Source organism: Flavonifractor sp. An82 (assembly GCF_002159265.1).
Lineage (GTDB): Bacteria > Bacillota > Clostridia > Oscillospirales > Oscillospiraceae > Flavonifractor.
The window spans coordinates 594176-617079 of record NZ_NFHG01000001.1; the positions used below are offsets into that span (position 1 = coordinate 594176).

Consider the following 22904-nt stretch of genomic DNA (forward strand, 5'->3'; position numbering starts at 1 on the left):
TCCTCCTAATCCAGAGGGTTCACGTCGGCGGTCACCGACACCCCTCGGTTTTCTTTATCGGTCTGGGCCGCCCGCAGCAGGGCGGCGATCAGTTCACGTACCGGCCTGGTGTTGGCACAGGCCATGGTCAGCCGGTAGCGGTAGCGCTCGTTGATTTTGGCGATAGAGGCCGGGGCGGGACCCAGCAGCTGGACCTCCAGATCCTGATAGGCGGGCAAGCGTAACCAGCCCTCCAGGGTGCGCCGCAGGCGCATGCAGGTCCGCAGCACCGCCGCCTCCAGCTTGCCGGAGGCGGTGAGCACAAACAGGTCCCGGAAGGGCGGGCAGCCCCGCAGCCGCCGCAGGGCGATCTCCTGCTGGTAAAAGGCGTCGTAGTCCTGGCGGGCGGCGCAGCGGATCACGTCGTTGTCGGGGGTAAAAGTCTGAATGATGGCCCGTCCCCCCTTCTCTCCACGGCCCGCTCGTCCCACCACCTGAGTGAGCAGCGAGAAGGTGCGCTCACCCGCCCGGTAGTCGTCCACGTACAGGGACTGGTCGGCGGAGATCACCCCCACCAGGGTCACGTTGGGAAAGTCCAGGCCCTTGGCCACCATCTGGGTGCCCAGCAGCACCGGAATGTTCTCCTGTTCAAACCGGGCAAACAGCTTCTCATGGCTGTGGGTGGCTGAGATGGAGTCGGCGTCCATCCGCAGCACCTCCCGGCCGGGCAGGGCCTGGGCCAGCTCCTCCTCCACCTTCTGGGTGCCCGCGCCGATAAAGTTCAGCGCTCCCCCGCAGGAGGGGCAGGCAGGAGGCAGGGGCTGGGAGTGGCCGCAGTAGTGGCACATGAGCCGCCCGTTAGCCGAGTGGTAGGTGAGATGGACGGAGCACCGGGGGCAGGTGGGCACCTCGCCGCACTCCCCACAGGTCACCATCCGGCTGGCGCCCCGGCGGTTGAGGAGCAGAATGGCCTGCTCCCCCCGGCTGGCGGTGTCCTCCAGGGCACGGGTGAGCACGCCGCTGAGGTCGGTGCCGTTGCCCTCCCGCAGCTCCCCCTTCATGTCCACGATGTCCACCGGCGGCAGGGGCCGCTGGTTATACCGCTGGGTCATGGGAAAGAGGTGGTAGGCCCCCCTCCGGGCCTGGTACATGGTCTCCACCGACGGAGTGGCCGAGGCCAGCAGCAGCAGGGCCTTATGCTGGACGCAGCGGAATTTTGCCACGTCCCGGGCGTGGTATTTGGGCACGTTTTCCGACTGATAGGTCCCCTCCTGCTCCTCATCCAGCACGATGAGGCCCAGGTCCTTCAGGGGGGCAAAGACGGCGGAGCGGGTACCTACCACCACCCGGGCCTCCCCCGCCCGGATGCGCTTCCACTCGTCGTACCGCTCCCCTGCTCTCAGGGAGGAGTGGAGCACGGCCACCTGCTCCCCGAAGTGGGAGGTGAACAGCCGCATGAGCTGGGGGGTCAGAGAGATCTCGGGCACCAGCACCAGGGCGGTATTCCCCCGCCGCAGGGTTTCGTAGATCAGCTTCAGATATACCTGGGTCTTGCCGCTGCCGGTGACGCCGTACAGCAGAGCGGCGGCGGGCTTATTTTCCGCAGCCAGGGCGTTGAGGCCGTCAAGGGCGGCCTGCTGCTCTTCATTGAGGACCGGCTCCTGGGCCGGTTCCACCCCCTCCACGGTGATCCGGCGGTAGACCTCCCGCTTTTCCAGGGTGATGATCCCGCTTTTGGCCAGGGAGCGGAGGGTGGACGGGCTCGCTCCGGTAAAATAGCACAGCTCCTTGGTGGAGGCCGACCCGATGGAGCACAGCAGCTCTACCACCGCGTAGCGCAGGGGTGCGGTCTTTCGCTTGGCGGCGGCCTGGTCCAGGGCCTCCTGGGCGGGGACGGCCAGGGTGGCCACCTGCTCGGTCTTGTCCCCCACCCCACGGGAGGCACTGGTCTCCAGGGTGATGATCCCCTTGTCCCGCAGCAGCTTGAGGGCGGGGTTGGGGTCTTTGGTGCCAAAAGCCTCCCGGATGGTGGTCACATCGGCGCAGCCGCCGCCCGCGAAGAGCAGCTCCACTATGCGGCGGGCGTGGTCCGACTTTCCGGCGGCCTCATAGGCCGCCTCCCGGTCCACCCCGTCGGCCACCTTCCACTGGTCCTGGAGCGCGTAATAGAGCCCCGCCGGCAGCATGGCCCGGGCGGCGTCGTACACGGTGCAGAACCACCGCTCCCGCATCCACAGGGCCAGCCGGATGGCCTCTCCGTCCAGCACCGGGGACTCGTCCAGCAGGGTGAGCACCGGCTTCAGGGGGACCTCTCCCCCTCCGCCCTCCTCCAGGGCCAGCACGATGCCTTCGGTGTGGCGGTTGCCGGCGCCGAAGGGCACAATGACCCGCATACCGGGGGCCAGCTGGGGAACCAGCTCGGTGGGCACGGCGTAATCGTAGGGCTTGTCGATGGCGTAGGTGGCGGCCTTCAGGGCGATTTTCGCTACCATGTCCATCTCCTCCCTACTTGCCCTAAGGACAGCCCGAGGCAAGCGACAGGCCGGAAAGTCTGTCGCTTGCCTCTCATTCCTCTCATGTTAGGCCTCTTCTTCGTGAAGGTCCACCTTGCCCTCGGCCACCTCACGGATGGCGATGGTGACGGGCTTATCATCCAGAGAGATGCCGGCGTCCTCCGCCTCGGTGGCCACCTGACGGGCCCGCTGGGCCACCACGTTGACCAGCATATAGCGGCTGGGGACCTGCTGCAGCAGTTTATTCATAGGGGGTTCGAGCATCATAGCGTATCAGACTCCTTCTACCAGATTCATGCGGTTTTTGGTGCGGCAGCCCTCGGCGGTGAGGATGGCGATGATCTCGCCCGCCGCGTCGGACACCTTGTCGTTGACCACCAGATAGTCGTAATATTGGATCTCACGGTACTCCTCCCGGGCCTTCTGGAGCCGGCCCTGGATCACCTCTTCACTGTCGGTGGCCCGGCGGTGAAGGCGGCGGGAGAGCTCCTCAAAGGAGGGGGGCACGATGAAGATGCACACCGCGTCGGGGCACTTGGCCCGCACCTTGGCGGCGCCCTGCACCTCGATATCCAGCAGCACATCGATGCCGGCGTCCAGCTGTTCCTGGATCACCCGCAGGGAGGTACCGTAATAATTATGGACATATTCTGCGTATTCCAACAGCTCGTCGTTGGCGATCATCCGCTCAAATTCGTCCCGGGAGACGAAGTTGTAGTTGACCCCGTGCTCCTCGCCCACCCGGGGCTGCCGGGTGGTGAAGGACACGGAAAAGTGGATGTCCTTGCGCTCGCTGAGCAGTTCGGCGATCACCGTACTCTTTCCAACACCGGACGGACCGGAGAGCACGATCAGCGTGCCCCGTTCTTTCTTTCTTCCCATCAAGGCGTCTCTTCCTCCTCTGCGGCTTCCGCGGTCTCCTTTCCGGCCAGTCGGCCGGCCACCGTCTCCGTCTGGAGGGCGGAGAGCACGATGTGGTCGCTGTCCATGATGAGCACCGCCCGGGTGCGCCGGCCATAGGTGGCGTCGATGAGGGTGCCCTTGTCACGGGCCTCCTGCACCATGCGCTTGATGGGGGCGGATTCGGGACTGACGATGGCGATGAGCCGCCCTGCGGATACCATATTGCCAAAGCCGATATTGATCAGTTTCATCCGACCGCTCCTTACTCGATGTTCTGGATCTGCTCCCGGATCTTCTCGATCTCGGCCTTGATCTCCACCACATAGCCGGCGGTCTCGATGTCGCTGCACTTGGAGCCGATGGTGTTGGCCTCCCGGTTGAACTCCTGGATCAGGAAGTCCAGCTTGCGGCCCATGGCTCCGCCCTGGCTGAGCATGTGCTCCAGCTGGGACAGATGGCTGCGCAGGCGGACGGTCTCCTCGTCAACCGCCACCTTGTCGGCGTAGATGGCCGCCTCGGTAAGGATGCGGCTCTCGTCGATCTGAGTGTTCTGGAGCACTTCGTTCATCCGGGCCAGCAGCTTGGCCCGATAATCGGCCACAATGCCGGGAGAGCGCTCCTCCACCTTGGACACCAGGCCCTCAATGGTGGCCGCCCGGGACCGGACGTCCTGGCACAGCTTCTCCCCTTCCCGGGCGCGCATGGCGTCGAAGTCGTCCAGGGCCAGGTCCAGCACCGAGCAGATGTCGGCGGCCAGGGCCTCCAGGTCCTCCTGGGTCTTCTCCACCAGGAACACGTCCTGGAACCGGGACAGCAGGGACACGGAGATATCGTCCCGCAGACCGTAGGTGTCCCGCAGGTCCTTCAGAGCGGCAAAATAACCGTCAGCCACCGGCTTGTTCACCGAGATGGTCACGTCCCCGTTCTGGGAGGGGCCGATGGTGACAAACACGTCCACCTTGCCCCGGGAAATACGGCTCTGGACCCGGCTTTTCACCGCGTCCTCGGCAAAGACATAGATGCGGGGCAGCTTGACGGTACAGTCCAGATAGCGGTTGTTCACCGAGCGCAGCTCCACCGTAATGGATCGGCCGTTGACGTTGGCCTCTCCCCGGCCGTAGCCGGTCATACTCTTGACCAAGTGGGGTTCCCCCTGTTCGCGTATAGTGTCTTCCGCCCCGGAGGCGGAAGGAACGCTTCATATCTTATATAGTATACCAAACTACCGATTCTTCCGCAAGACCCTGTCCACCCGGGCGGCGTAGAAGGCGATGAGCTTGGAAAAGCCCACATCGTAGATCACAAAGCCCACATTGCCTGCCAGGAAGACCATCCAGGTCTGACCCAGGGCGGCGGGCAGGAAGGGCAGAAAGAGAGCTTTCAGGCCGAACCACAGCACCGCCAGGGCGGCGTTGCACACCGCCAGCTTGCCTATCCACTCCAGCACCCGGCTGGGCAGCCGCTCCAGCAGGCTCTTGAGCATGGGCCACAGGCCGAAGAAGATGAGGTAGAGCAGGGCCGCGCTCTTGGCGGGGATGAGCAGCAGACCCAGGATGCCGGTGGCGGCGTAGCAGAAGAAGCCCGCCCCCAGGCCGGCGGACACCACCGCCCCCGCCGGGAAGATCCCGGCCAGAGCCACCACCCCCAGCTTGCCGCTGGGAGCCAGAAAGGCCAGATAGAGACAGATCAGGGACAGACCGGTGAGCAAGCCCACCAGGGCCGTCCGACCCGCGCCGCCGCGGTAGGAAGTGCGCCCGGCCACGGCTCAGTTCCCGCAGCCGCCGCACAGGCAGTTGAGGCACATGCAGGCGGTACACAGATCGCAGGCGTCGGGGCCGCCGCCGTAGCCGTAGGGCCGGTAGGCCTGGCCGCCCTGGCGCATCATCAGCAGGGCCTGCCGGTACTCCGCGTTGGAGGGGTCCATGTTGCAGGCCATCTGGATATGCTGGGTGGCCTCATCCAGCCAGCCTTTCCGGTAGGCCAGAGAGCCGGTGAGGAAGTGCCACTCGGCGTCCTGATTGGAGGCGGTGCGCAGCAGCTGCTCGGCCCGGCTCAGATCCCCCACGTTGATGGCCTGGCGGATCTGGTTGTAGAGGGCGGAGCCCCCCTGGGCACCGTACTGCTGCTGATAGCCACCCTGGTAGCCGCCGCTCTGGTAGCTCCCCTGACGGCCGCCGCCTCCGCTGCGCATCTTGGTGATGGCGTCGTAGGCCTGGTTGATCTCCTTCATCTTCTCCTCCGCCAGATCGGCCAGAGGATTGTTCTGATAGTTGTCCGGATGATATTTCCGGGCCAGATCCCGGTAGGCCCGCTTGATCTCGTCGTCGCTGGCGTCCGGTTTGACTCCCAGTACGCTGTAAGGATCGCTCATGTACGTTTTCTCCTGTCTGTATGATTGGCGGCCTTCCATTGGCCGGTAAAAACCAGTTCCTCCACGGCGGGCAGACCCAGCCAGAGGATATTCTCCACCGTCTCCTGCCAGTGGCCCAGCTCCAGCAGCATCATGGCGGAGCTGGCCAGGTTCAGGGAGTGGCGCAGGGTGGTGCGCAGGGTCTCCCTCCCCTCCTCCGCCCTGCCGTCAAAGCGAGCGAGAATGGGATTATAGGCCCCGGTGCGCTGGTCCTCCTCCAGGTCGTCCCAGGCGTCCACCAGATAGATCCACCGGCCCACGTGGTAGAGCAGCTGCTCCATGGCCCGGTCCCGGGCGCTGTCCCCCGAGGGGGGCGCCGCTCCGGCCAGCAGCCGGGCGAAGGTGTCCGCCGTCCGGTCCATGGAGGGGCATTTCTCTGCCTCAAGAGCGGTCAGCTCCTCCAGGCATTGGCGCACCTGAGCGTCAAACTCAGGCCGGGCAGCCGCCGCCTTCCGGTAGCCCCGGCGGAGCAGCAGGGAGAGCAGCCGGGCGGGCAGACCCCTGAAAAAGGAACTGTCCGCCACCGTGTCCCGCAGCTTCCAGTAGCTGAGGATGGTACCGGCGTCGGCTGCCGCGTCCACCCCGGCGGAGAGGACGCAGTTCTTCTTCCGGCACCACAGCCGGGCGGGACAGCGCCTGGCCGCGGGCTCCGGCTTGCTGCCGTCCAGCAGCATGGCCAGAAAGGTAAAGTCGTAGTTGAGGAACATCCGGGCCACAAAGCCGTGGCGTCTGCCCAGGGCGTGACACACTCCGCAATAGAGGGCCTCGTAGTCCCGGTTCTGGCGTACCTTCAGTTCGTCCCGCCAGGGGCGCACATAGCCGAACATCAGTCGGCGGGGTTAATGGCGGTGATGCAGAAGGTGATGGAGCGGCTGCGGCGCACCTGCCGGTCCAGCAGCACCGCCAGCAGCACCCCTACGGCAAAGCCTACGCCGCCTGCCGCGGCGCTGACGCCGCCGCTCATTCCCAGGGCCGCACAGATGAAGTAGCCCAGGAAGAAGAGGAGGAAGGGCACCAGGTAGACCACCACGGCGGCCTTCAAAATGCCGCCGGTGGAGGACTCCACCCGCACCATGTCCCCGGGCATGGCCCGCACCGGGTTGGCGGCCATGACGGCCACGGTGGAGCTGACCATCAGCTCACTGCAACCGCCGCCGCACTTGGAACAGTCGTGGCCGCAGGCGGACTGGCGTTTCACCGCCACCTCCGCCCGGCCGTCTGGAAATACTTTGGTCACTTTTGCTGTCTGTATCATGGAATCACCTTTGTATTGGAATCGATCAGGTATTGTTTCCCTAGGACAGGGACACCGAGATGGAGTAGTCTCCCACCACGCCCACTTTGCTGCTGCCGTCCAGATAGACCTTGACGGGGACAGTGCGGCTGCCGGTGGACGGGTCGGTGTTGGACAGGTCGGCCACGATGCGCAGCTGGGACTCAGTCACCTTGTTGACCTCCTCCTCCGGGCCGCGGATAAGGACGCTGCACGACTTGGTGATGGCCTCCGCCTCATAGCCCCCCGGGGTGTTGATGATCTCGATGTTGTCTACCTTCATGGTACGGGTGGCAAGGCCCTGGATGGTAACGGTCACCGTCACCTCCGTGATGCCGCTGACGTTGGTCAGCTCGGGGGAGAGTTCGATCTCCTTTACGAAGGTATTGGTGCCGTAGACGTCGGACAGGTCGATGTCGCCCAGAGAGATCTCCTTCAGCCCCTCCAGATCGGACTGGCTGCCCGACACCATAATGGTGTCGGCGGGCTCAATGGTCACCTTGGCGTTCTCCGCCGTGGCGCCGCCGCCGTCGATGAGGTTGACGGTGAGAGGCACCTCCTTGAGCACCTCCACCGGCAGGGTGACCAGCACGCTCTCCGGATCGGTCTTCAGGTTGCTGCTGGATACCACGCCGCCATCCAGATCCACCAGGCTGTAGCTGCACTGCTCGCTGTAGGTCTCGGTCAGGCCCTCCTGGGCAATGGTGACCTGGGCGTGATCCACCTGCTCCACCAGCTCCTCGGGACCGCTGACGCTGATCCGCTGAGGCGTGACGGTGATCTCGCCCCGCTGGTAGCCCTCGGCCACGCTGCCTTCAAAGACGGCCAGCACGTCTACCTCCTTGGTCTCCCAGCGGGAGACAGTAAAGTCCACCGCGGCGGGACTGGTATACCGCAGGTCGATGGCGTCGGTGGAGGTGATGGACCGGGGATAGCTGATGATGCGGGTGGTGATGGGAATGGACTGCTCCCCCGGCTCAGTAATGCCGGACACGTCGACGGTCACGGTCACATCCCCCTGGGACAGGCGCTTGAACACCTCCCGCCGGGCCTGGATGTTGAGGCTGACGGTCTGGCTGGCTCCATCAGAGATCATCAGACCCCGTTCCTCCAGCACGTCCAGGCCGCTGAATACCACCTGCACGTTGCGGATGGTACCGGTGGCGATAGGATTGGCCTCCTTGCCCACATACACCCACAGCACAAAGGCCATCAGGATGGAGACCAGAATATAAAACCACCGGCTGTCAGTGAGTTTTTTCATCATTCTGCTTCTCCCCCTTTCCGCCCCGGAGCAGGTTCAGCAGCTTGGACCTGGCCGGTGTCTCGGTCTGTTCCTTCTCGGGCAGCAGTTCGTTGCGCAGCAGCCGCTCCAGGGTCTCAGGGGCCAGGTGCCGCTTGAGCGTGCCGCCCACCGCCACCGAGATGGAGCCGGTCTCCTCGGAGACGATGGCAACCACCGCGTCGGTGTGCTCGCTGGCGCCGATGCCCGCCCGGTGGCGCATGCCCAGCTCCCGGGACAGGTTCACGTTGCCCGACATGGGCAGCATGCAGCCTGCGCCCACGATGCGCCCGCCCCGGACGATGACGGCGCCATCGTGGAGAGGGGCCTTGTTCCAGAAAATATTCTTCAGCAGCTCGGCACTCACCGAGCAGTCCAGGGCGGTGCCCGTCTTGATGGCGTCCTCCAGCATATTCTTCCGCTCAAAGACCATCAGCGCGCCGGTCTTGGACTTGGACAGAGCGGTATAGGCCTCCACGGTCTGGGTGATGGCGCTGTCCAGCTCGTTGCGCTCCTCGGCGTGGGTGAACACCTGCCCCAGGCTGGTGCGGCCCATCTGCTCCAGGAAGCGGCGGATCTCCGGCTGGAAGATGACCACCAGGGCCACGCCGCCCCATTCCACCAGCTTGCCCAGCAGGAAATTAACGGTGTTAAGTCCAAAGCTGGAAATCCACAGGGCCACCAGAAACAACAGTACGCCCTTGGCCACCGCCCCGGAGCTGGTGCGGCGGATGAGCATGATGAGCTTGTAAATGATAAAGGCCATGATCAGGATATCGATGATATCCGAGATCCCGATGGGGGTCACCATGGCTTTCAGCTGCTGTAAAAGGTATAAAATGCCTTCCATACTCCCTCGTCTCCCGCTCTCCGGCGGCGCCGGTCATTCCACCTGGCCGGATCTTGTTGTCCGACCTACTTTAACCAATTTATTATACTGTATTCCCCTACGATTGACAAGGGCAAGCAAGATCAATTTTCTGTGAATTCCACTCCCGATCCCCCGGAATTCGACGAAGCCTGACCAGAAAAAAACCCTCCGGGCCGAGGGCCCTGGAGGGCATTTCGCTTAACGGGACGATTGGGCCAGCCGGGAGACTTCCCATACAAAGCGCTCCACCTCCGCGGGCGTGTTGAAATCGGATACACTGGCCCGGACAGTGCCTGTCTCCAGGGTTCCGGCGCTCTCATGGGCCAGAGGGGCACAGTGGAGCCCCGCCCGCACGGCGATGCCCCGGCGGCTCAGGGCCTCCCCCACTGCCTCGCAGTCCATCCCCGCCACCTGGAAGGAGAGCACGCCGCTCTGGCAGGCCGGGTCCCGGGCCCGAAAGACCGTGACGTGGGGCAGCCGGGCCAACTCCCCGGCAGCCCGGCGGATGAGGGCCCCTTCCCTTTTGCCGATGGCCTCCGGCGTGCGGCCAGTCACATAGCGCAGCCCTGCCAGCAGACCGGCGATGCCGGGCAGGTTGTGGGTGCCCGCCTCCAGCCGGTCAGGCAGGTAGTCGGGCATGGTCTGGAGGGCGGAGGCGCTGCCGGTGCCTCCCTGGAGCAGCGGAACGGCCTCTCTCCCGCCGCACAGCAGCAGCCCGGTGCCCTGAGGGCCGTATAATCCCTTGTGGCCGGGCATGGCGATAAAGGCCGCCCCCAGCACATCCTGCCGCACCGGCAGACAGCCGGCGGACTGGGAGGCGTCCACGATCAGGGGCACCCCCCGGCGGCGGCACAGGGCGGCGATCTCCTCCATGGGCAGCACGAAGCCGAACACGTTGGAGACATGGGTGCACACCACCGCAGCCGGCCGGGCGTCCAGCCCCGCCTCGAAGGCGTCCAGCAGTCCCTGGCGGTCAAACAGGGGCGAACGGGCCACCAGCACCTCCGCCCCCAGGGCGTGGAGGGGCCGGGTGACGGCGTTGTGCTCCCAGGGGGAGATGAGCACCCTCTCCCCCGGCTTCACCAGGGAGCGGATGGCAATGTTCAGGCCGTGGGTGGCATTGGAGGTGAACACCACCTGCTCGGGGCTCTCCACTCCGAAGAGCTCCGCCGCCGCCTGACGGCAGGCAAAGGCGGTCTCCGCCGCCCGCCGGGCGGGCATGTGGCCCCCCCGGCCGGGGCTGGCCAGATGGCCCACCGCCCAGGCCGCCGCCCGGGCCACAGCGGGAGGCTTTTGCAGGGTGGTGGCGGCGCTGTCCAGGTAGATCACAGCCCCACCTCCCGGTAGCCGCCGTCCTCCGCCTGGAGGAAGATCCGTTTGGGTGTGAGGCCCGCCCGGTTGAGTACTACCAGAGCGGCGGTGAGATTGCGCTCGGCCACCTTGACGGAGTGGCTGCACCCCTCCCGGTCGATGAGTTTGGGGGATCGAAGGATCCGCGCCGTGATCCCCGCCCGCTCCAGCGCGGCGGCCGTCCGCTGGGCATAGGTCAGGGAGCGGCAGACGATGAGATAATAGACCATAAAAAAACGCTCCTCTCGCACCAGCATATGTGCGAGAGAAGCGAAGGGTGAACCATATGTTTAAATGGACTCCAGAAGGCACACCGCGTGGGCGGCCATGCCCTCCCCGGCGCCGGTAAAGCCCAGGCCCTCCTCGGTGGTGGCCTTCACGCTGACCTGATCCACGTCCAGCCCCAGCCGGTGGGCCAGATTGGCCCGCATCTGGGGGATGTGGGGGGCCAGCTTGGGCCGCTGGGCCAGAATGGTGGCGTCGATGTTGCCCACCCGGTATCCGGCCCGGGCGATGCGCTCCCCCACCCGCTCCAGCAGCACCAGGCTGTCCGCCCCGGCGTAGGCGGGGTCGTTGTCGGGAAAGAGCTTGCCGATGTCCCCCAGAGCTGCCGCCCCCAGCAGGGCGTCCATAATGGCGTGGATGAGCACGTCGGCGTCGGAGTGGCCCAGCAGTCCCTTCTCATAGGGAATGTCCACCCCGCCCAGGATCAGCTTCCGGCCCTCCGTCAGCTTATGTACGTCATATCCGTGTCCGATTCTCATGTGTCATTCCTCCAGGCCATCAGGGCCTCGGCCACCGCCACATCCTCGGGGGTGGTCAGCTTCAGATTACAGTAGTCTCCCATCGTCAGGGCCACTGCCACCCCCAGCCGCTCCACGGCGGAGCAGTCGTCGGTGAGGGGGGCTCCGTCCTCCAGCGCCTTGCGCAATGCCGCCACGATCAGGTCCCGCTGGAACACCTGGGGGGTCTGGACGGCATAGAGGGCCGACCGGTCGGGGGTGGACTCCACCAGTCCGTCATGGGCCACCTTCACTGTATCCTTCAGGGGCACGGCGGGGGCGGCGGCACCGCAGCCCTCGGCCCGGCGGATGACCTCCTCCAGCACCTGAGGGGTCACCAGAGGCCGGGCGCCGTCGTGGATGGCCACCAGCTCTACGGAGCGGCTCAGCTCCTCCACTCCCGCCAGCACCGACTGGGTGCGGGTGTCGCCCCCACGCACCACACGGCGCACCTTGGACAGGGCGGCGTCCTTGCACAGCCCGCTGATGGGCACGATCAAATCCTCCCGGGTGACCACCACGATCTCGTCAATGAGGGGGCAGACGTCCAGAGCCTGGAGGGTGCGCAGGATCACCGGTACCCCGTCCAGGGGGAGGAGCACCTTGTCCTGCCCCATGCGGGTTGAGCTGCCCGCCGCCGGCACCACCGCGCCGCAGCGGACGGACGGGGTCTGGCCCCGGTGAAAAAGGCGGGAGAAGAGCCCTGCCATATGGTTTCCTCCTTCTGCAAAAAAGGAGCCTGACGGCCCCTTTTTAGATTTTTGAAACCCTAAATGGTTTCAAAAATTGTTTGATTGAACGCGAAAGACAACCCTGACGGTTTTCTTTCACACTATCTTTCCCTCCGAAACCTCAACCATGCACGGTCCCGCCGTAGTATTCCTATTACGCCATGGCGGTGTTGATGCGCGCTTCCACATCCTCATAGCTGGCGTTTTGAGAGAGTACGATCTCCGAGATCAGGATCTGTTTGGCGGAGTGGAGCATCTTGCGCTCGCCGGTGGACAGGCCCCGCTCCTCGTCCCGCAGGGTCAGCCCCTTTACCACCCGGGCCACCTCCAGCAGGTCGCCGCTCTTCAGCCGCAGCATGTTCTCCCGGTAGCGGCGGTTCCAGTTGGGGGTCATGTCCACCTCAATGCTGGGTATGGCGGCAATGACACGGTCCGCCTCCTCCCCGTCGATCACCGGGCGCACACCGATCTCCTCGCTGTTTTCCGTGGGGATCATGACCAGCATGCCGCCCACAGGCAGCTTGAGGATGTAATACTCCCGCACGACGCCGTTGATTTTCTTCTGCACAATGCTGTCTACGATACCAGCACCGTGCATTGGGTGAACGATTTTGTCCCCTACCTGAAACACGATCCCACCTCCAAGCAGATCTGTCCGGCTTATACACTCCTTACACTGTTTTATCTAATACAATTTCATTATAGACTTGATTGTGGTACTTTGCAAGTAAAAACCCCTGCGTTCCTGTAAAAAAACGGGCAAAATAAGCAAAAAACCGGGGACGCTAGTGATAGCGTCCCCGGTTGGGTTCGGAATTACTCCTCCACGGGAGCGGACTCCTCGTCGCCGCCCTCCAGCAGAGCGCGGATGGACAGGGAGACCTTCTTGTGGTCGTAGTCGATGTCGATGATCTTCACGTCCACCATCTGGCCCTCGCTCAGCACGTCGCCGGGCTTGTCGATGCGGTGATCGGCAATCTGGGAGATGTGGATCAGACCGTCCACACCGGGCACGATCTCGGCGAAGGCGCCGAAGGTCATCAGCTTGACCACGCGGACATTGGCCACGTCGCCCACCTGATACTTGCCGGTGAAGACCTCCCAGGGGTTCTGGGAGCGGTCCTTCATGCCCAGAGAGATCTTCTTCTTCTCGGGGTCGAAGGAGATGACATACACCTCAACGGTGTCGCCCACGGAGACGACCTCGGAGGGGTGCTTGATGCGGGACCAGGACAGCTCGGAGATGTGGACCATGCCGTCCACGCCGCCGATGTCCACGAAGGCGCCGTAAGAGGTCAGGCTCTTCACGGTACCGGTGTAGCGCTTGCCCTCCTCGATGTTGGCCCACACCTCGGCGGCCTTGGCAGCGCGCTCCTCGGCCTCAACGGCGCGGATGGAGCCCACCACGCGCTTGCGGGCGCGGTTGACCTCGGTGATGCGCAGACGCACCTTCTGCTTGACCAGCTGGCTCATGGGAGTCTCACGGGGCAGACCGGTCTGAGAGGCGGGCACGAAGACGCGCACGCCCTTGATGGACACGACGACGCCGCCCTTGTTCTCCTCGGTGACCACGCCCTCGACGGTGGTGTGATCCTCCTTGGCCTGCTCCACGTCTTCCCAGCTCTTCACGGTGTCAAGGCGCTTCTTGGAGAGGGTCACAACACCCTCCTGGTCGTTCACGCGCATGACGTAGGTTTCGATCTCATCGCCGACTTTCACCAGATCCTCGACCTTGACCGTAGGGTCATCGGTCAGCTCGGACACCGGTATGTAACCGGCGTGCTTGGTGCCAAGATCCACATAGATCTCAGTGGGCGTAATGCCAGTGACAACGCCCGTGACCTTCTCCCCTGTATTTAAAGTCTTGATCGATTTCTCCAGCATTTCAGCGAAGGATTCCTCGATCTCAATGTTTTCGTCGCTCATTTTGTCATAGACCTCCTTTATAATCCACTCAGGCGTGGACGCGCCCGCAGTGATTCCAATAGAAGCCTTCCGGTACAGGGTGGAAGGTTCCAACTCTGCCGCCCGTTCGATCCAAACGACCATGGGGCAGAGCGCCTTGCATAACTCGGCCAGCCGTCTGGTGTTGGAGCTTTCCCGCCCGCCGATGACGACCATAGCATCGCTTTTGGCGGCCAGCGCCTGAGCCTCAGACTGCCGTTTATACGTAGCATTACATATTGTATCAAAAATTTTTAAATTTGTACACTCTTTTTTTGCTTTTTCTACGCACTTTGTCCAGATGAAGTGCGTGGAGGTGGTTTGGGACACCATGGTGATGGGGATCTCACGCCGGCCGGGGTCCTCCTCCAGCCACCGCGCCAGGGCCTCTTCCCCTTCCAGCACAACGGGATGGGCGCACCAGCCGGCGATGGCAGCCACCTCCGGATGGTCGGGCATGCCGATGATGAGCACCTGCCTGCCCTCCCCCTCCGCCTGCTCCACGATGCGGTGGATGCGGGAGACGTTGGGGCAGGTGGCGTCAATGACGGGGCAGCCCCGCTCCGCCAGCGCCTGATGGACCGCCCGTCCCTCCCCGTGGGAGCGGATGATGACGGCGGTACCGGCGCCGGCCTGGTCGGGAGACTGGATCAGCTCCACGCCCAGCCCCTTCAGATAGTCGATGACACTGCTGTTGTGGATGATGGGCCCCAGCATGGCGCAGGGCCTGCCGCTTTGGGCGGCCTGCTCCGCCAGCTCCACCGCCCGGCGCACGCCGTAGCAGAATCCGGCGGATTTGGCAAGCTCCACCCTCATCGGCCGGCCTGAGGCTTCAAAGCCTCGATGCGCTCCATCAGGTCCTCGGCGATAGCCTTGTACTCCTCAGGGGTGGCCCGCTTGGCGGCGCTCTTGGGGTAGTAGGGCTCCCCGATGACCACCTGGTTCCACCGGAACCAGCGCTTCTCCGCCGGCATGTAGATGGGCACGATGGGCACGCCGGTGCGGGTGGCCAGCATGGCGGCGCCGGTCTTGGCGTCGCCGAAGTCGCCGTCCTGATGGCGGGTGCCCTCGGGGAACATGAGCAGCAGTTCCCCGTCCTTCAGATACTTCATGGCGGTCTTGATGGCCCCGATGTCAGCCTGGCCCCGCTTGACGCCGAAAATGCCGCCCTTTTTCAGGATCCAGCCGATGATGGGCCAGTGCATGACCTCCTCCTTGGCCATGACGTGGATCTGATGCTTCAGACCCAGGGCGTAGGCCACGAAGAGGGGGTCGCTCATGCGGGTGTGGTTGGCGCACAGCAGAGCGCCTCCCTCCGGGAAGCGCTCCTTGTGGATGCATTTGGTGGGTTTGAAAATACGGAAGACCGGCCAGAGAAAGATGTAGGCCAGGATATACATGATGTTCATGCCTGCAGTCGCTCCTTTGCGATGTGAATCAGCAGGTCCAGACTTTGCTCCAGATCCAGTTGGGTGGTGTCGGCCAGCACGGCGTCCTCCGCCTGGCGCAGGGGGGCCGTGGCCCGGTTGGTGTCCTTCTCGTCCCGGTCGATCACGTCACGCAGGACGGTTTCGTAGTCGGTATCCTCCCCCCGCTGCTGCAGCTCCAGCCAGCGGCGGCGGGCCCGGGCCTCGGGGGCGGCGGTGAGGAAGATCTTCACGTCAGCCTGGGGCAGCACCACGGTGCCGATATCCCGGCCGTCCATCACCACGTCGTGCTCCGCCGCCAGCTGCCGCTGACGGTCCAGCAGGAAGGCCCGCACCTCAGGCAGGGCGGACACGCAGGAGGCGTAGCGGGAGATCTCATGCTGACGGATGGCCTGGGATACGTCCTCCCCATTGAGGAACATCCGCTGCACCCCATCCTCCCCGTAGCCCAGGCTGATGTCCAGGCTGGGCAGCAGGGCGATCACCCCGTCCCTGTCCTCCGGGTCCACTCCGGTGCGGCAGGCCTGCAGGCCCACGGTGCGGTAGATGGCTCCGGTGTCCACATACAGATAGCCCAGCGCCTTTGCCAAGGCCCGGGCCAGGGTGGATTTGCCCGCCCCGGAAGGGCCGTCGATGGCAATGCTCCTGTGCTTGGTCATATCACTCTGCCTCCTTGGAGGGACGGACGAATTCCGCCGCGCCCCGTCCCGCCGCCCGGCCGGTGGACCAGGCGATCTGCAAATTAAAGCCGCCGGTGTAGGCGTCCACATCCAGGACCTCACCGGCAAAAAAGACCCCCGGCGCCTTTTTGGAGGCCATGGTATGGGGGTCCACCTCGCCGGTCTTGACGCCGCCGGCGGTGACGATGGCCTCGGCAATGGGCCGGGGCCCGGAAATATCGATGCGGATGCCCTTGAGTACCTCCACCAGGCGGCGGCGCTGCCCCTTGGTCACCGAGTTGGCCTTCAGTTCGCCGGGAATACCAGTGAGCTCCAGCACCACCGGCACCATGAGCCGGGGCACCAGCCCCTCCAGCACATGGCGGAAATCCTTGTTGGGCTGCTCCCCCAGGTCCCACAGCACCCGGGCGTCCAGCTTCTCCTGATCCAGGGCGGGCTTCAGGTCCAGCAGGATATAGTAGTGCTCCTTCCCCATGTCCCGCATGTGGGCGGAGGCCGAGAGGATGAGGGGCCCGGAGAGGCCGAAGTGGGTAAAGAGCATCTCCCCCTGCTCGGCGTACACCGTCTTCTTCTTGCTGTTGCGCACCTGGATGGCCACATTGCGCAGGCTGAGCCCCTGCATCCGCTGGCACAGGTCCCCCTCCGCTTCCAGGGGCACCAGGGAGGGACGGGGCTCCACGATGGTGTGGCCCAGGGCCCGGGCAAACTGGTACCCGTCGCCGGTGGACCCGGTGAGAGGATAGCTCACCCCGCCGGTGGCCACCACCGCCGCCTTGCAGGGGTAGGTCCCCTTCTCCCCTTTCACGCCGGTGAGCACCCCCTCCTCCAGAACCAGGGCAATGGCCCGGTCCTGAACGATGTCCACCCTGGCCTTCCGGAGGGCGCGCAGCAGGGCGTCGATGATGTCGGCGGCCTTGTCGGACTGGGGAAACACCCGGTTGCCCCGCTCCACCTTCAGGGGGACCCCCAGCTTTTCAAAGAAAGCCTCGGTCTCCTCGGTGGGAAAGCGGGTCACGGCGCTGGTGAGGAACCGGCTGTTGCCGGGCACATTCTGAAGCAGCTCCTGCACCGCGCAGTGGTTGGTCACATTGCACCGGCCCTTGCCGGTGATGTACAGCTTGCGGCCCAGCTTGGGATTGCGCTCCAGCAGGGTGACAGAAGCCCCCTGCTCCGCGGCGGCCAGGGCCGCCATGCAGCCGGCAGCGCCGCCGCCGATGACGATGATCTCACTCAACTGTTTTCGTCCACCTTCTCATAGACCTCATACTCGTCCCAGATCCGCTCCAGGCTCTCAAAGGTGCGGGAGAGGTCGTCGTTCTTCTTCCGGCCGATGGCCACAATAAGGGCGTTGACCAGGCTGAGGGGGGCCACCAGGGAGTCCACGAAGGAGGCCATGTCGCTCTTGGCCAGCAGGGTGATGGTGGAGTACGGGGCCAGCGGCGAGGTGGCCGAGTCGGTGATGGCGATGGCCTCCGCCCCCCGGTCGTGGGCAAACTGCATGGCCTTCACCGTCCGGCGGGAATACCGGGGGAAGCTGATGCCCAGAACCACATCCTCCGGTCCCACGTGGAGCAGCTGCTCAAAGACCTCACTGGCCGAGGTGGTGTGGATGATGGTCACATTGTTGAAGATCAGGGTGAAGTAGAACCCCATAAAGCTGGCAATGGCGGCAGCGGAGCGCACGCCCAGAATATAGATGTGTCGGGCCTTCGCGATGGCGTCCACTGCCCGCTGGAACTGAGCCTGGTCGGTCTCCTCCATGGTAAGGCGGATCTTCTCAATGTCGGACTGCATCACCATGGACAGAATGTCATGGTCCCCGATGCGGTCGTTGGTCACCTCAATGCGCTGGATGGAGGTGAGCTTGCTGCGGATCATCTCCTGCAAAGCCTTCTGCATGGCGGGATAGCCGTCATACCCCAGCTCGGCGGCAAAGCGCACCACCGTGGACTCGCTGACCTTCACCGTCTTGCCCAGCTTGCTGGCCGTCATGAAGGCGGCCTTGTCGTAGGACTCCAGGATGAAGTTGGCAATGAGCTTCTGCCCCTTGGAGAAGGTATTCATTTCAGACTGAATGGTAGAGAGAATATCTTTCGGCATGATGTGTACCTCCCGGCGTCTTTGGTTCTTGTTGACATAACGCCGTTAACCTGACTGGCAAAGAATCCCGGCCCGCCCGCCGGCGCCCCGGCGAACAGACCGGATGGACGCGGGCTCCGCGCAGCCGCGGAGCCTCCGCAGATTCAGTAACCAATATCATACCGGTTTTCCGGGGGAAAAGCAATCCCTTTTTTGCAAGAAATCCATCAACTCCTGCAAAAATTCCGTTACAGATCCCGGGGCAGCCGCTCCAGCAGGGCCACCTCTTCGGGGCCCAGCCGCCGCCAGCGGCCCGGCTTCAGCTCTCCCAGGGTGAGGGCTCCCTCCCGCACCCGGCGCAGGCGGGTGACCTGCAGCCCGGCCTGGGCGCACATGCGCCGCACCTGCCGGTTGCGCCCCTCGTGGATGGTGACGGACAGGATACCCTCCCCCGCTCGTTCCACCCTGGCGGGGCTGAGGGGCACGCCGTCCAGCTCCATGGGACCCCGCAGCACCGGAAGGGCAGTGGGGATGTCCCCCTTCACCCACACCAGGTACTCCTTCTCCACCTCATGGCTGGGGTGGAGAAGCCGCTGGGTCAGTTCCCCGTCGTCGGTGAGGATGAGCAGGCCCTCCGAGTCCAGGTCCAGCCGGCCCACCGGCCACACCCGGGCCCCGCAGTCCTTCACCAGGTCGGCCACCGTTTTCCGGCCCTTCTCGTCAGATAGGGTGGTGACGTAGCCCCGGGGCTTGTTGAGCAGCAGATAAGTACGGCGGTCGAGCCCCTTGATGGGCTTGCCGTCCACCCGGATGTCGTCCCTGTCCGGGTCGGCCTTGTCCCCCACCGCGGCGGGGCGGCCGTTCACCGTTACCCGGCCCGCCGCCAGCCAAGTTTCCGCCGTCCGGCGGGAGCACAGGCCGTGGGCGGAGAGTATTTTTTGCAGCCGTTCTTCCACCGGCAGTCTCCTTTCCGCAGTTGAGGTCTGCCGCCGGAGCGGCAGACCTCTTGCATTCATCCAAACAGCCGCTGCCACCACCGCAGGGGGGCCGTGTTGTTGGCAACTCCCGTGTCGTAGAGCAGGGACAGCTGGCCGATCTCGTTTCCGTTGAGCGTAAAGGTCACCCGGCCCGCCGGGAACCCGGTCAGCACCGGCGCGCTCACCTGCTGGGGCAGCTCCACCGTTTGGGTTATCTGTTCTCCCGCCGCCAGCGGGTAGTAGAAGTCGGACACGGTGCTCACCTGTGCAAACCGGCACAGGCTGCCCGCCACCGGGATCTGAGTCCCCTCCCCCGCCGCAGCCACCAGGGTACGGGGATAGGCGGCAAAGCCGTAGTCAAAGAGGGCGGCGTGGTCGGCCCAGTCGTTGGGGGCGTTGAGGGTGACGGCAATGAGCTCCTGGCCCTCCCGCATGGCGCTGGACACCAGAGTGCGCCCCGCCTCATCGGTGTAGCCCGTCTTCAGGCCGGTGCACCCCTCATACCGCCACAGCAGCTTGTTGTGGTTGGTCAGGCTCCGCCCGGCGATAGAGACAGACCGGGTGGACGCGATGATCCGCAGCTCCTCCTGCTCCAGCACCGCCCGGGCCAGAAGGGCCATGTCATAGGCGGTGGAGTAGTGCTGGGGATCGTCCAGACCGTTGGGGTTGGCGAAGTGGGTGTCGTTCATGCCCAGCTGGGCCGCCATTTTGTTCATCTCCGCCACGAAGGCATCCACGTCCCCGGCGCTATACCCGGCGATGGCCAGGGCCGCGTCGTTGCCCGAAGAGAGCAGCAGCCCATAGAGCAGGGCCTCCAGACTTAGCTCCTCCCCCGGCTTGAGGTACATGGAGGAGCCCTCCGCTCCCGTCCACTCCTTCTCCACTCTCACTGTGGAGGACAGGTCCGGATGGAGCTCCACCGCCACCAGGGCGGTCATGAGCTTGGTGATGCTGGCAATGCTCCGCCGCTCCCTTGCGTTCTTTTCATAGAGCACCCGCCCGCTCTCTTGATCCATCAGAATGGCGCAGGAGGCGGACAGGGTGGGCTGTGCCCCGTAAACGGGCAGGACCAGCAGGGACAGGACGATCAAAAGAGCGCACCAGCGTTTCAAAACAGCATCACCTCACGTTGATGCCGTTAGTATACGCCTCCGAAGCCCGGTTTATCCTCGGTCTGCTTGGCGGCCTTCTCCGCCGCCTTCTTCTCCTGCTGCTTCTCGATGAAGTCGGTGATCTTGTCGATGGCCTCGGGCACCATCTCCACCACCCGGTCCACGGTGGTGGCGGCGGGAGGCGCCACGGGCAGCAGCTTCACAGAGCCGTCCTTGACCACCAGAAAGCCCACCGGGATCAGGTTGACGCCGGCTCCGGCGCCGCCGCCGAAGCAGCTGTTGTCCTCCGGCTTCTTGTGCTTGCTGCCGAACTCGGTGCCGCCGGAGCCCACGCCCACGCTGAGCCGGGAGATGGGGATGATGGTCACCCCACCCGCCGTAATGGCCTGGCCCACAATGGTATTGGTATCCGCGATCTCCCGGACCTTGTCCACGATTTCACTCATCAGATCGCCAATGGGATGCTGCTTTTCCATACCTTAAACCGCCTCTTTCTGTGTTTCCTGGGGGGATTTCTTCCCCTTTTTCTGCTGGGAAAGGATGGGCAGCACCCTGGCGGCCGCCCAGGCCCCCAGAACGATGATCTGCCCGATGGTCAAAGTGGCCGCCGCGTGGAGCTCCGCCGTGGCATGCTGGGCGATGAAATCCATCCGCGTGCGGATGTGCCACTCCTTCACCTTAAAATTCTGCTCCACCAAAGGCCAAAACATACCGATGGCCATGTTGAGCTTGCCGTAATTCAACGCCGTGCGCACCGGATCGGTGGAGGCCACGGTGATGTCCAGATCAAACAAATCGATACGGATTTTATTCTTCAGCCGCCCGGCGGCCTCCGCCGCCATGGGCAGCAGCTGCTTGGCCAGGGGGATGAGCTCCTCCAGGGGGGGCAGCTTTTTCTCCTCCTTGGGGGCGGGCTGTGCTTTGTGCCCTTTGGCTTTCCGGGGCTTTTTGGCCTTCCTGGGATAGAGGGTGATCTTCACCGGCCCTGCCAGCAGCCGAACGGACAGGCGGTTTTGGACGTACTCCGCCCGCACCCCAACCCGGATCAGGCTGATCAGCGCCAGTACCAGCACCACGATCCCCAGGATCAGCAGTACGATCATGCCCCAGACTCCTCCTCAGACTTGGCCAGCTCTCTTGCCGCCGCTTCGATCTCTTCCTCGGTGACTTCCGCCAGGTCCTCCCCCGCTTCCGCCGCCTTCAGCCGCTCCACCGCCGCCTGCATCTCCAGGGTGATCTGCCCGTCCTCCGGCGGCATGTTGGGCAGCTCGGGCAGCTCGTCCAGGCTGGACAGGCCGAAGGAACGCAGGAAGGTCTGGGTGGTGCGGTACTGAATGGGCCGGCCGGGCACCGCCAGACGGCCGCACTCCTCGATCAGGTCCCGCTCCAGCAGCAGACCGATGGTGTAGGAGCTGTCCACCCCCCGCACCTGGTCCACATAGGCCCGGGTGGCGGTCTGGTGGTAGGCGATGATGGCCAGCACCTCCAGGGCCGGCTGGCTCAGCCGGGCGGGGCGGCGGGTCTCAAAGGCCTTTCGGATATAGGGGGCAAATTCCGGGGCGGAGCACAGCTGATAGCTGCTCTCCAGCCGCACCAGCCGGATGCCCCGGCGCTCATAGCTGTAGTTGTCGGCCATCCGCTTGCACATCGTGTCCACGGTGCCCCGGTCCAGATCCAGGGCCAGACACAGCCGCTCCACCCCCACCGGTTCCCCTGCGGCAAAGAGGATGCCTTCGATGGCCGATTCGATTTCCTTCACTTCCATTGGATTATTCCCCCTCCTCCGGCTGGTAAACATCGGTGGAGTAGACCGGCTCCTCCCCGCCCTCCCCAGTGCTGGTGATGGTGCAGTCCTGCTCGGTCCCCGCCAGACGCACCCGGCGGGCCTTGCACAGCTCCAGCACCGCGATAAAGGTGGCCACGATCTCCGACCGGCTCCGGTTGCCCTTGAAGAGGGCGGAAAACCGGGTGACGCCGAAACGGGCCAGCCGTTCCAGGATCTCGTCAGCCTTGTCGGCCACCGGGTAGGGCTCCCGGCCCACGATGCCCTCGAAGGCAGCCATAGGGGGCGGCAGCCGGTTGTCGGTCCGGGCCAGCACCGACTTCATAGCCTTCAGCAGGTCCTCCGGCTTATGGACGTAGCGATAGGTCTTGTCCGCCTGGACAGCCTCCGGCGGCTTGGTCAGGTAGTCCCGCCCCACAGCGTACCGGTCGGACAGGGCGGGCACTACCGCCTTGATGCGGACATAGTCCTCCCGCCGCTGGTGCTCCTCCAGAGAGGCCATCAGCTGTTCCAGCTCGGACAGAGCCTCCTCGTCGTGGATGGACAGCAGCATGCGGGTCTTGATGTAGACCAGCTGGGCCGCCATGGTGACGAACTCGCTGGCCACCTCCAGGTCCAGCTGCCGCCGCTGGTCCATCCAGGAGAGATATTGGTCCAGAATCAGGGAGATCTGAATGTCCTTGATCTCCATTTTGTTCTTGCTCAGCAGATGGAGGATCAGGTCCAGGGGGCCGTTGAAGTCCTCCATGTCCTGCCGGTTCTTAACCACTTTTTCCAGATGGTAAATGGGCGTTTCGATGGCACTCAC

27 protein-coding genes are annotated in these 22904 nt (G+C 64.4%); all 27 read right to left on the reverse strand.

Annotated features, from left to right (window positions below):
* Positions 1–5: 5 nt before the first annotated feature.
* Positions 6–2471 carry a primosomal protein N' gene (gene priA, locus B5G34_RS03300; protein ID WP_242956783.1) on the reverse strand — a complete coding sequence of 822 codons (2466 nt, stop codon included), beginning with the start codon at positions 2469–2471 and terminating at the stop codon, positions 6–8.
* 87 nt (positions 2472–2558) lie between these two features.
* Positions 2559–2759, reverse strand: coding sequence for a DNA-directed RNA polymerase subunit omega (gene rpoZ, locus B5G34_RS03305; protein ID WP_087334190.1), 201 nt, complete (start codon positions 2757–2759; stop codon positions 2559–2561).
* Between the two features lie 6 nt (positions 2760–2765).
* Positions 2766–3374 (reverse strand): guanylate kinase, encoded by a 609-nt coding sequence (gmk, locus tag B5G34_RS03310; protein ID WP_204245897.1) that lies wholly within the window; start codon positions 3372–3374, stop codon positions 2766–2768.
* Entirely contained in the window at positions 3374–3646 is a 273-nt protein-coding gene (locus tag B5G34_RS03315) for a DUF370 domain-containing protein (protein ID WP_087334194.1), read from the reverse strand. Before B5G34_RS03315 ends, gmk begins: the two co-directional genes overlap by 1 nt.
* 11 nt (positions 3647–3657) lie before the next feature.
* Positions 3658–4536, reverse strand: a complete 879-nt coding sequence (locus B5G34_RS03320; protein WP_087334196.1) for a YicC/YloC family endoribonuclease — start codon at positions 4534–4536, stop codon at positions 3658–3660.
* Positions 4537–4617: 81 nt separating this feature from the next.
* A complete protein-coding gene (locus B5G34_RS18675) occupies positions 4618–5157 on the reverse strand; it encodes a hypothetical protein (protein ID WP_087334198.1) in 540 nt (179 codons plus the stop codon).
* A gap of 3 nt (positions 5158–5160) precedes the next feature.
* Positions 5161–5766, reverse strand: a complete 606-nt coding sequence (locus B5G34_RS03330; RefSeq protein WP_087334200.1) for a J domain-containing protein — start codon at positions 5764–5766, stop codon at positions 5161–5163.
* Entirely contained in the window at positions 5763–6632 is an 870-nt protein-coding gene (locus tag B5G34_RS03335; RefSeq protein WP_087334202.1) for a DUF5685 family protein, read from the reverse strand. The genes B5G34_RS03330 and B5G34_RS03335 overlap by 4 nt, the downstream gene beginning before the upstream one ends.
* Positions 6632–7060: a SoxR reducing system RseC family protein gene (locus B5G34_RS03340; RefSeq protein ID WP_087334204.1), complete on the reverse strand. Its 429-nt coding sequence runs from the start codon at positions 7058–7060 to the stop codon at positions 6632–6634. The genes B5G34_RS03335 and B5G34_RS03340 overlap by 1 nt, the downstream gene beginning before the upstream one ends.
* 40 nt (positions 7061–7100) lie before the next feature.
* On the reverse strand, positions 7101–8345 hold the full coding sequence (locus B5G34_RS03345) for a CdaR family protein (protein ID WP_087334206.1): 1245 nt from the start codon (positions 8343–8345) through the stop codon (positions 7101–7103).
* Positions 8326–9210: a diadenylate cyclase CdaA gene (gene cdaA / locus B5G34_RS03350; RefSeq protein ID WP_087334208.1), complete on the reverse strand. Its 885-nt coding sequence runs from the start codon at positions 9208–9210 to the stop codon at positions 8326–8328. Before cdaA ends, B5G34_RS03345 begins: the two co-directional genes overlap by 20 nt.
* Positions 9211–9429: 219 nt before the next feature.
* Positions 9430–10560: an aminotransferase class V-fold PLP-dependent enzyme gene (locus B5G34_RS03355; protein ID WP_087334210.1), complete on the reverse strand. Its 1131-nt coding sequence runs from the start codon at positions 10558–10560 to the stop codon at positions 9430–9432.
* The gene (locus B5G34_RS03360; RefSeq protein ID WP_087334212.1) at positions 10557–10811 is read right to left on the reverse strand and encodes a DUF3343 domain-containing protein; all 255 of its coding nucleotides are present in this window, start codon (positions 10809–10811) and stop codon (positions 10557–10559) included. Before B5G34_RS03360 ends, B5G34_RS03355 begins: the two co-directional genes overlap by 4 nt.
* A gap of 60 nt (positions 10812–10871) precedes the next feature.
* Positions 10872–11345, reverse strand: coding sequence for a 2-C-methyl-D-erythritol 2,4-cyclodiphosphate synthase (ispF, locus tag B5G34_RS03365; protein ID WP_087334214.1), 474 nt, complete (start codon positions 11343–11345; stop codon positions 10872–10874).
* Positions 11342–12073 carry a 2-C-methyl-D-erythritol 4-phosphate cytidylyltransferase gene (gene ispD / locus B5G34_RS03370; RefSeq protein WP_087334215.1) on the reverse strand — a complete coding sequence of 244 codons (732 nt, stop codon included), beginning with the start codon at positions 12071–12073 and terminating at the stop codon, positions 11342–11344. The genes ispF and ispD overlap by 4 nt, the downstream gene beginning before the upstream one ends.
* A gap of 175 nt (positions 12074–12248) precedes the next feature.
* Complete coding sequence (locus tag B5G34_RS03375; protein ID WP_087334217.1) at positions 12249–12725, reverse strand: CarD family transcriptional regulator; 477 nt, start codon at positions 12723–12725, stop codon at positions 12249–12251.
* A 185-nt stretch (positions 12726–12910) separates the two neighbouring features.
* Positions 12911–14854 carry a bifunctional 4-hydroxy-3-methylbut-2-enyl diphosphate reductase/30S ribosomal protein S1 gene (locus B5G34_RS03380; RefSeq protein ID WP_087334219.1) on the reverse strand — a complete coding sequence of 648 codons (1944 nt, stop codon included), beginning with the start codon at positions 14852–14854 and terminating at the stop codon, positions 12911–12913.
* Entirely contained in the window at positions 14851–15447 is a 597-nt protein-coding gene (locus B5G34_RS03385) for a lysophospholipid acyltransferase family protein (protein WP_087334221.1), read from the reverse strand. The genes B5G34_RS03380 and B5G34_RS03385 overlap by 4 nt, the downstream gene beginning before the upstream one ends.
* Positions 15444–16124, reverse strand: coding sequence for a (d)CMP kinase (gene cmk, locus B5G34_RS03390; RefSeq protein ID WP_087334222.1), 681 nt, complete (start codon positions 16122–16124; stop codon positions 15444–15446). The genes B5G34_RS03385 and cmk overlap by 4 nt, the downstream gene beginning before the upstream one ends.
* Before the next feature lies 1 nt (position 16125).
* Entirely contained in the window at positions 16126–17379 is a 1254-nt protein-coding gene (locus B5G34_RS03395; protein WP_087334224.1) for an NAD(P)/FAD-dependent oxidoreductase, read from the reverse strand.
* Positions 17376–18245 (reverse strand): MurR/RpiR family transcriptional regulator, encoded by an 870-nt coding sequence (locus B5G34_RS03400; RefSeq protein ID WP_087334226.1) that lies wholly within the window; start codon positions 18243–18245, stop codon positions 17376–17378. Before B5G34_RS03400 ends, B5G34_RS03395 begins: the two co-directional genes overlap by 4 nt.
* Positions 18246–18472: 227 nt before the next feature.
* Complete coding sequence (locus tag B5G34_RS03405) at positions 18473–19180, reverse strand: pseudouridine synthase (protein ID WP_087334228.1); 708 nt, start codon at positions 19178–19180, stop codon at positions 18473–18475.
* 56 nt (positions 19181–19236) lie between these two features.
* A complete protein-coding gene (locus B5G34_RS03410) occupies positions 19237–20313 on the reverse strand; it encodes a D-alanyl-D-alanine carboxypeptidase family protein (protein WP_087334230.1) in 1077 nt (358 codons plus the stop codon).
* Between the two features lie 26 nt (positions 20314–20339).
* Positions 20340–20789 carry a spore germination protein GerW family protein gene (locus B5G34_RS03415; RefSeq protein ID WP_087334232.1) on the reverse strand — a complete coding sequence of 150 codons (450 nt, stop codon included), beginning with the start codon at positions 20787–20789 and terminating at the stop codon, positions 20340–20342.
* A 3-nt stretch (positions 20790–20792) separates the two neighbouring features.
* The gene (locus tag B5G34_RS03420; protein ID WP_087334235.1) at positions 20793–21416 is read right to left on the reverse strand and encodes a DUF2953 domain-containing protein; all 624 of its coding nucleotides are present in this window, start codon (positions 21414–21416) and stop codon (positions 20793–20795) included.
* Positions 21413–22078 (reverse strand): SMC-Scp complex subunit ScpB, encoded by a 666-nt coding sequence (gene scpB, locus B5G34_RS03425; RefSeq protein WP_087334237.1) that lies wholly within the window; start codon positions 22076–22078, stop codon positions 21413–21415. Before scpB ends, B5G34_RS03420 begins: the two co-directional genes overlap by 4 nt.
* A gap of 4 nt (positions 22079–22082) precedes the next feature.
* The gene (locus B5G34_RS03430) at positions 22083–22904 is read right to left on the reverse strand and encodes a segregation/condensation protein A (protein ID WP_343286548.1); all 822 of its coding nucleotides are present in this window, start codon (positions 22902–22904) and stop codon (positions 22083–22085) included.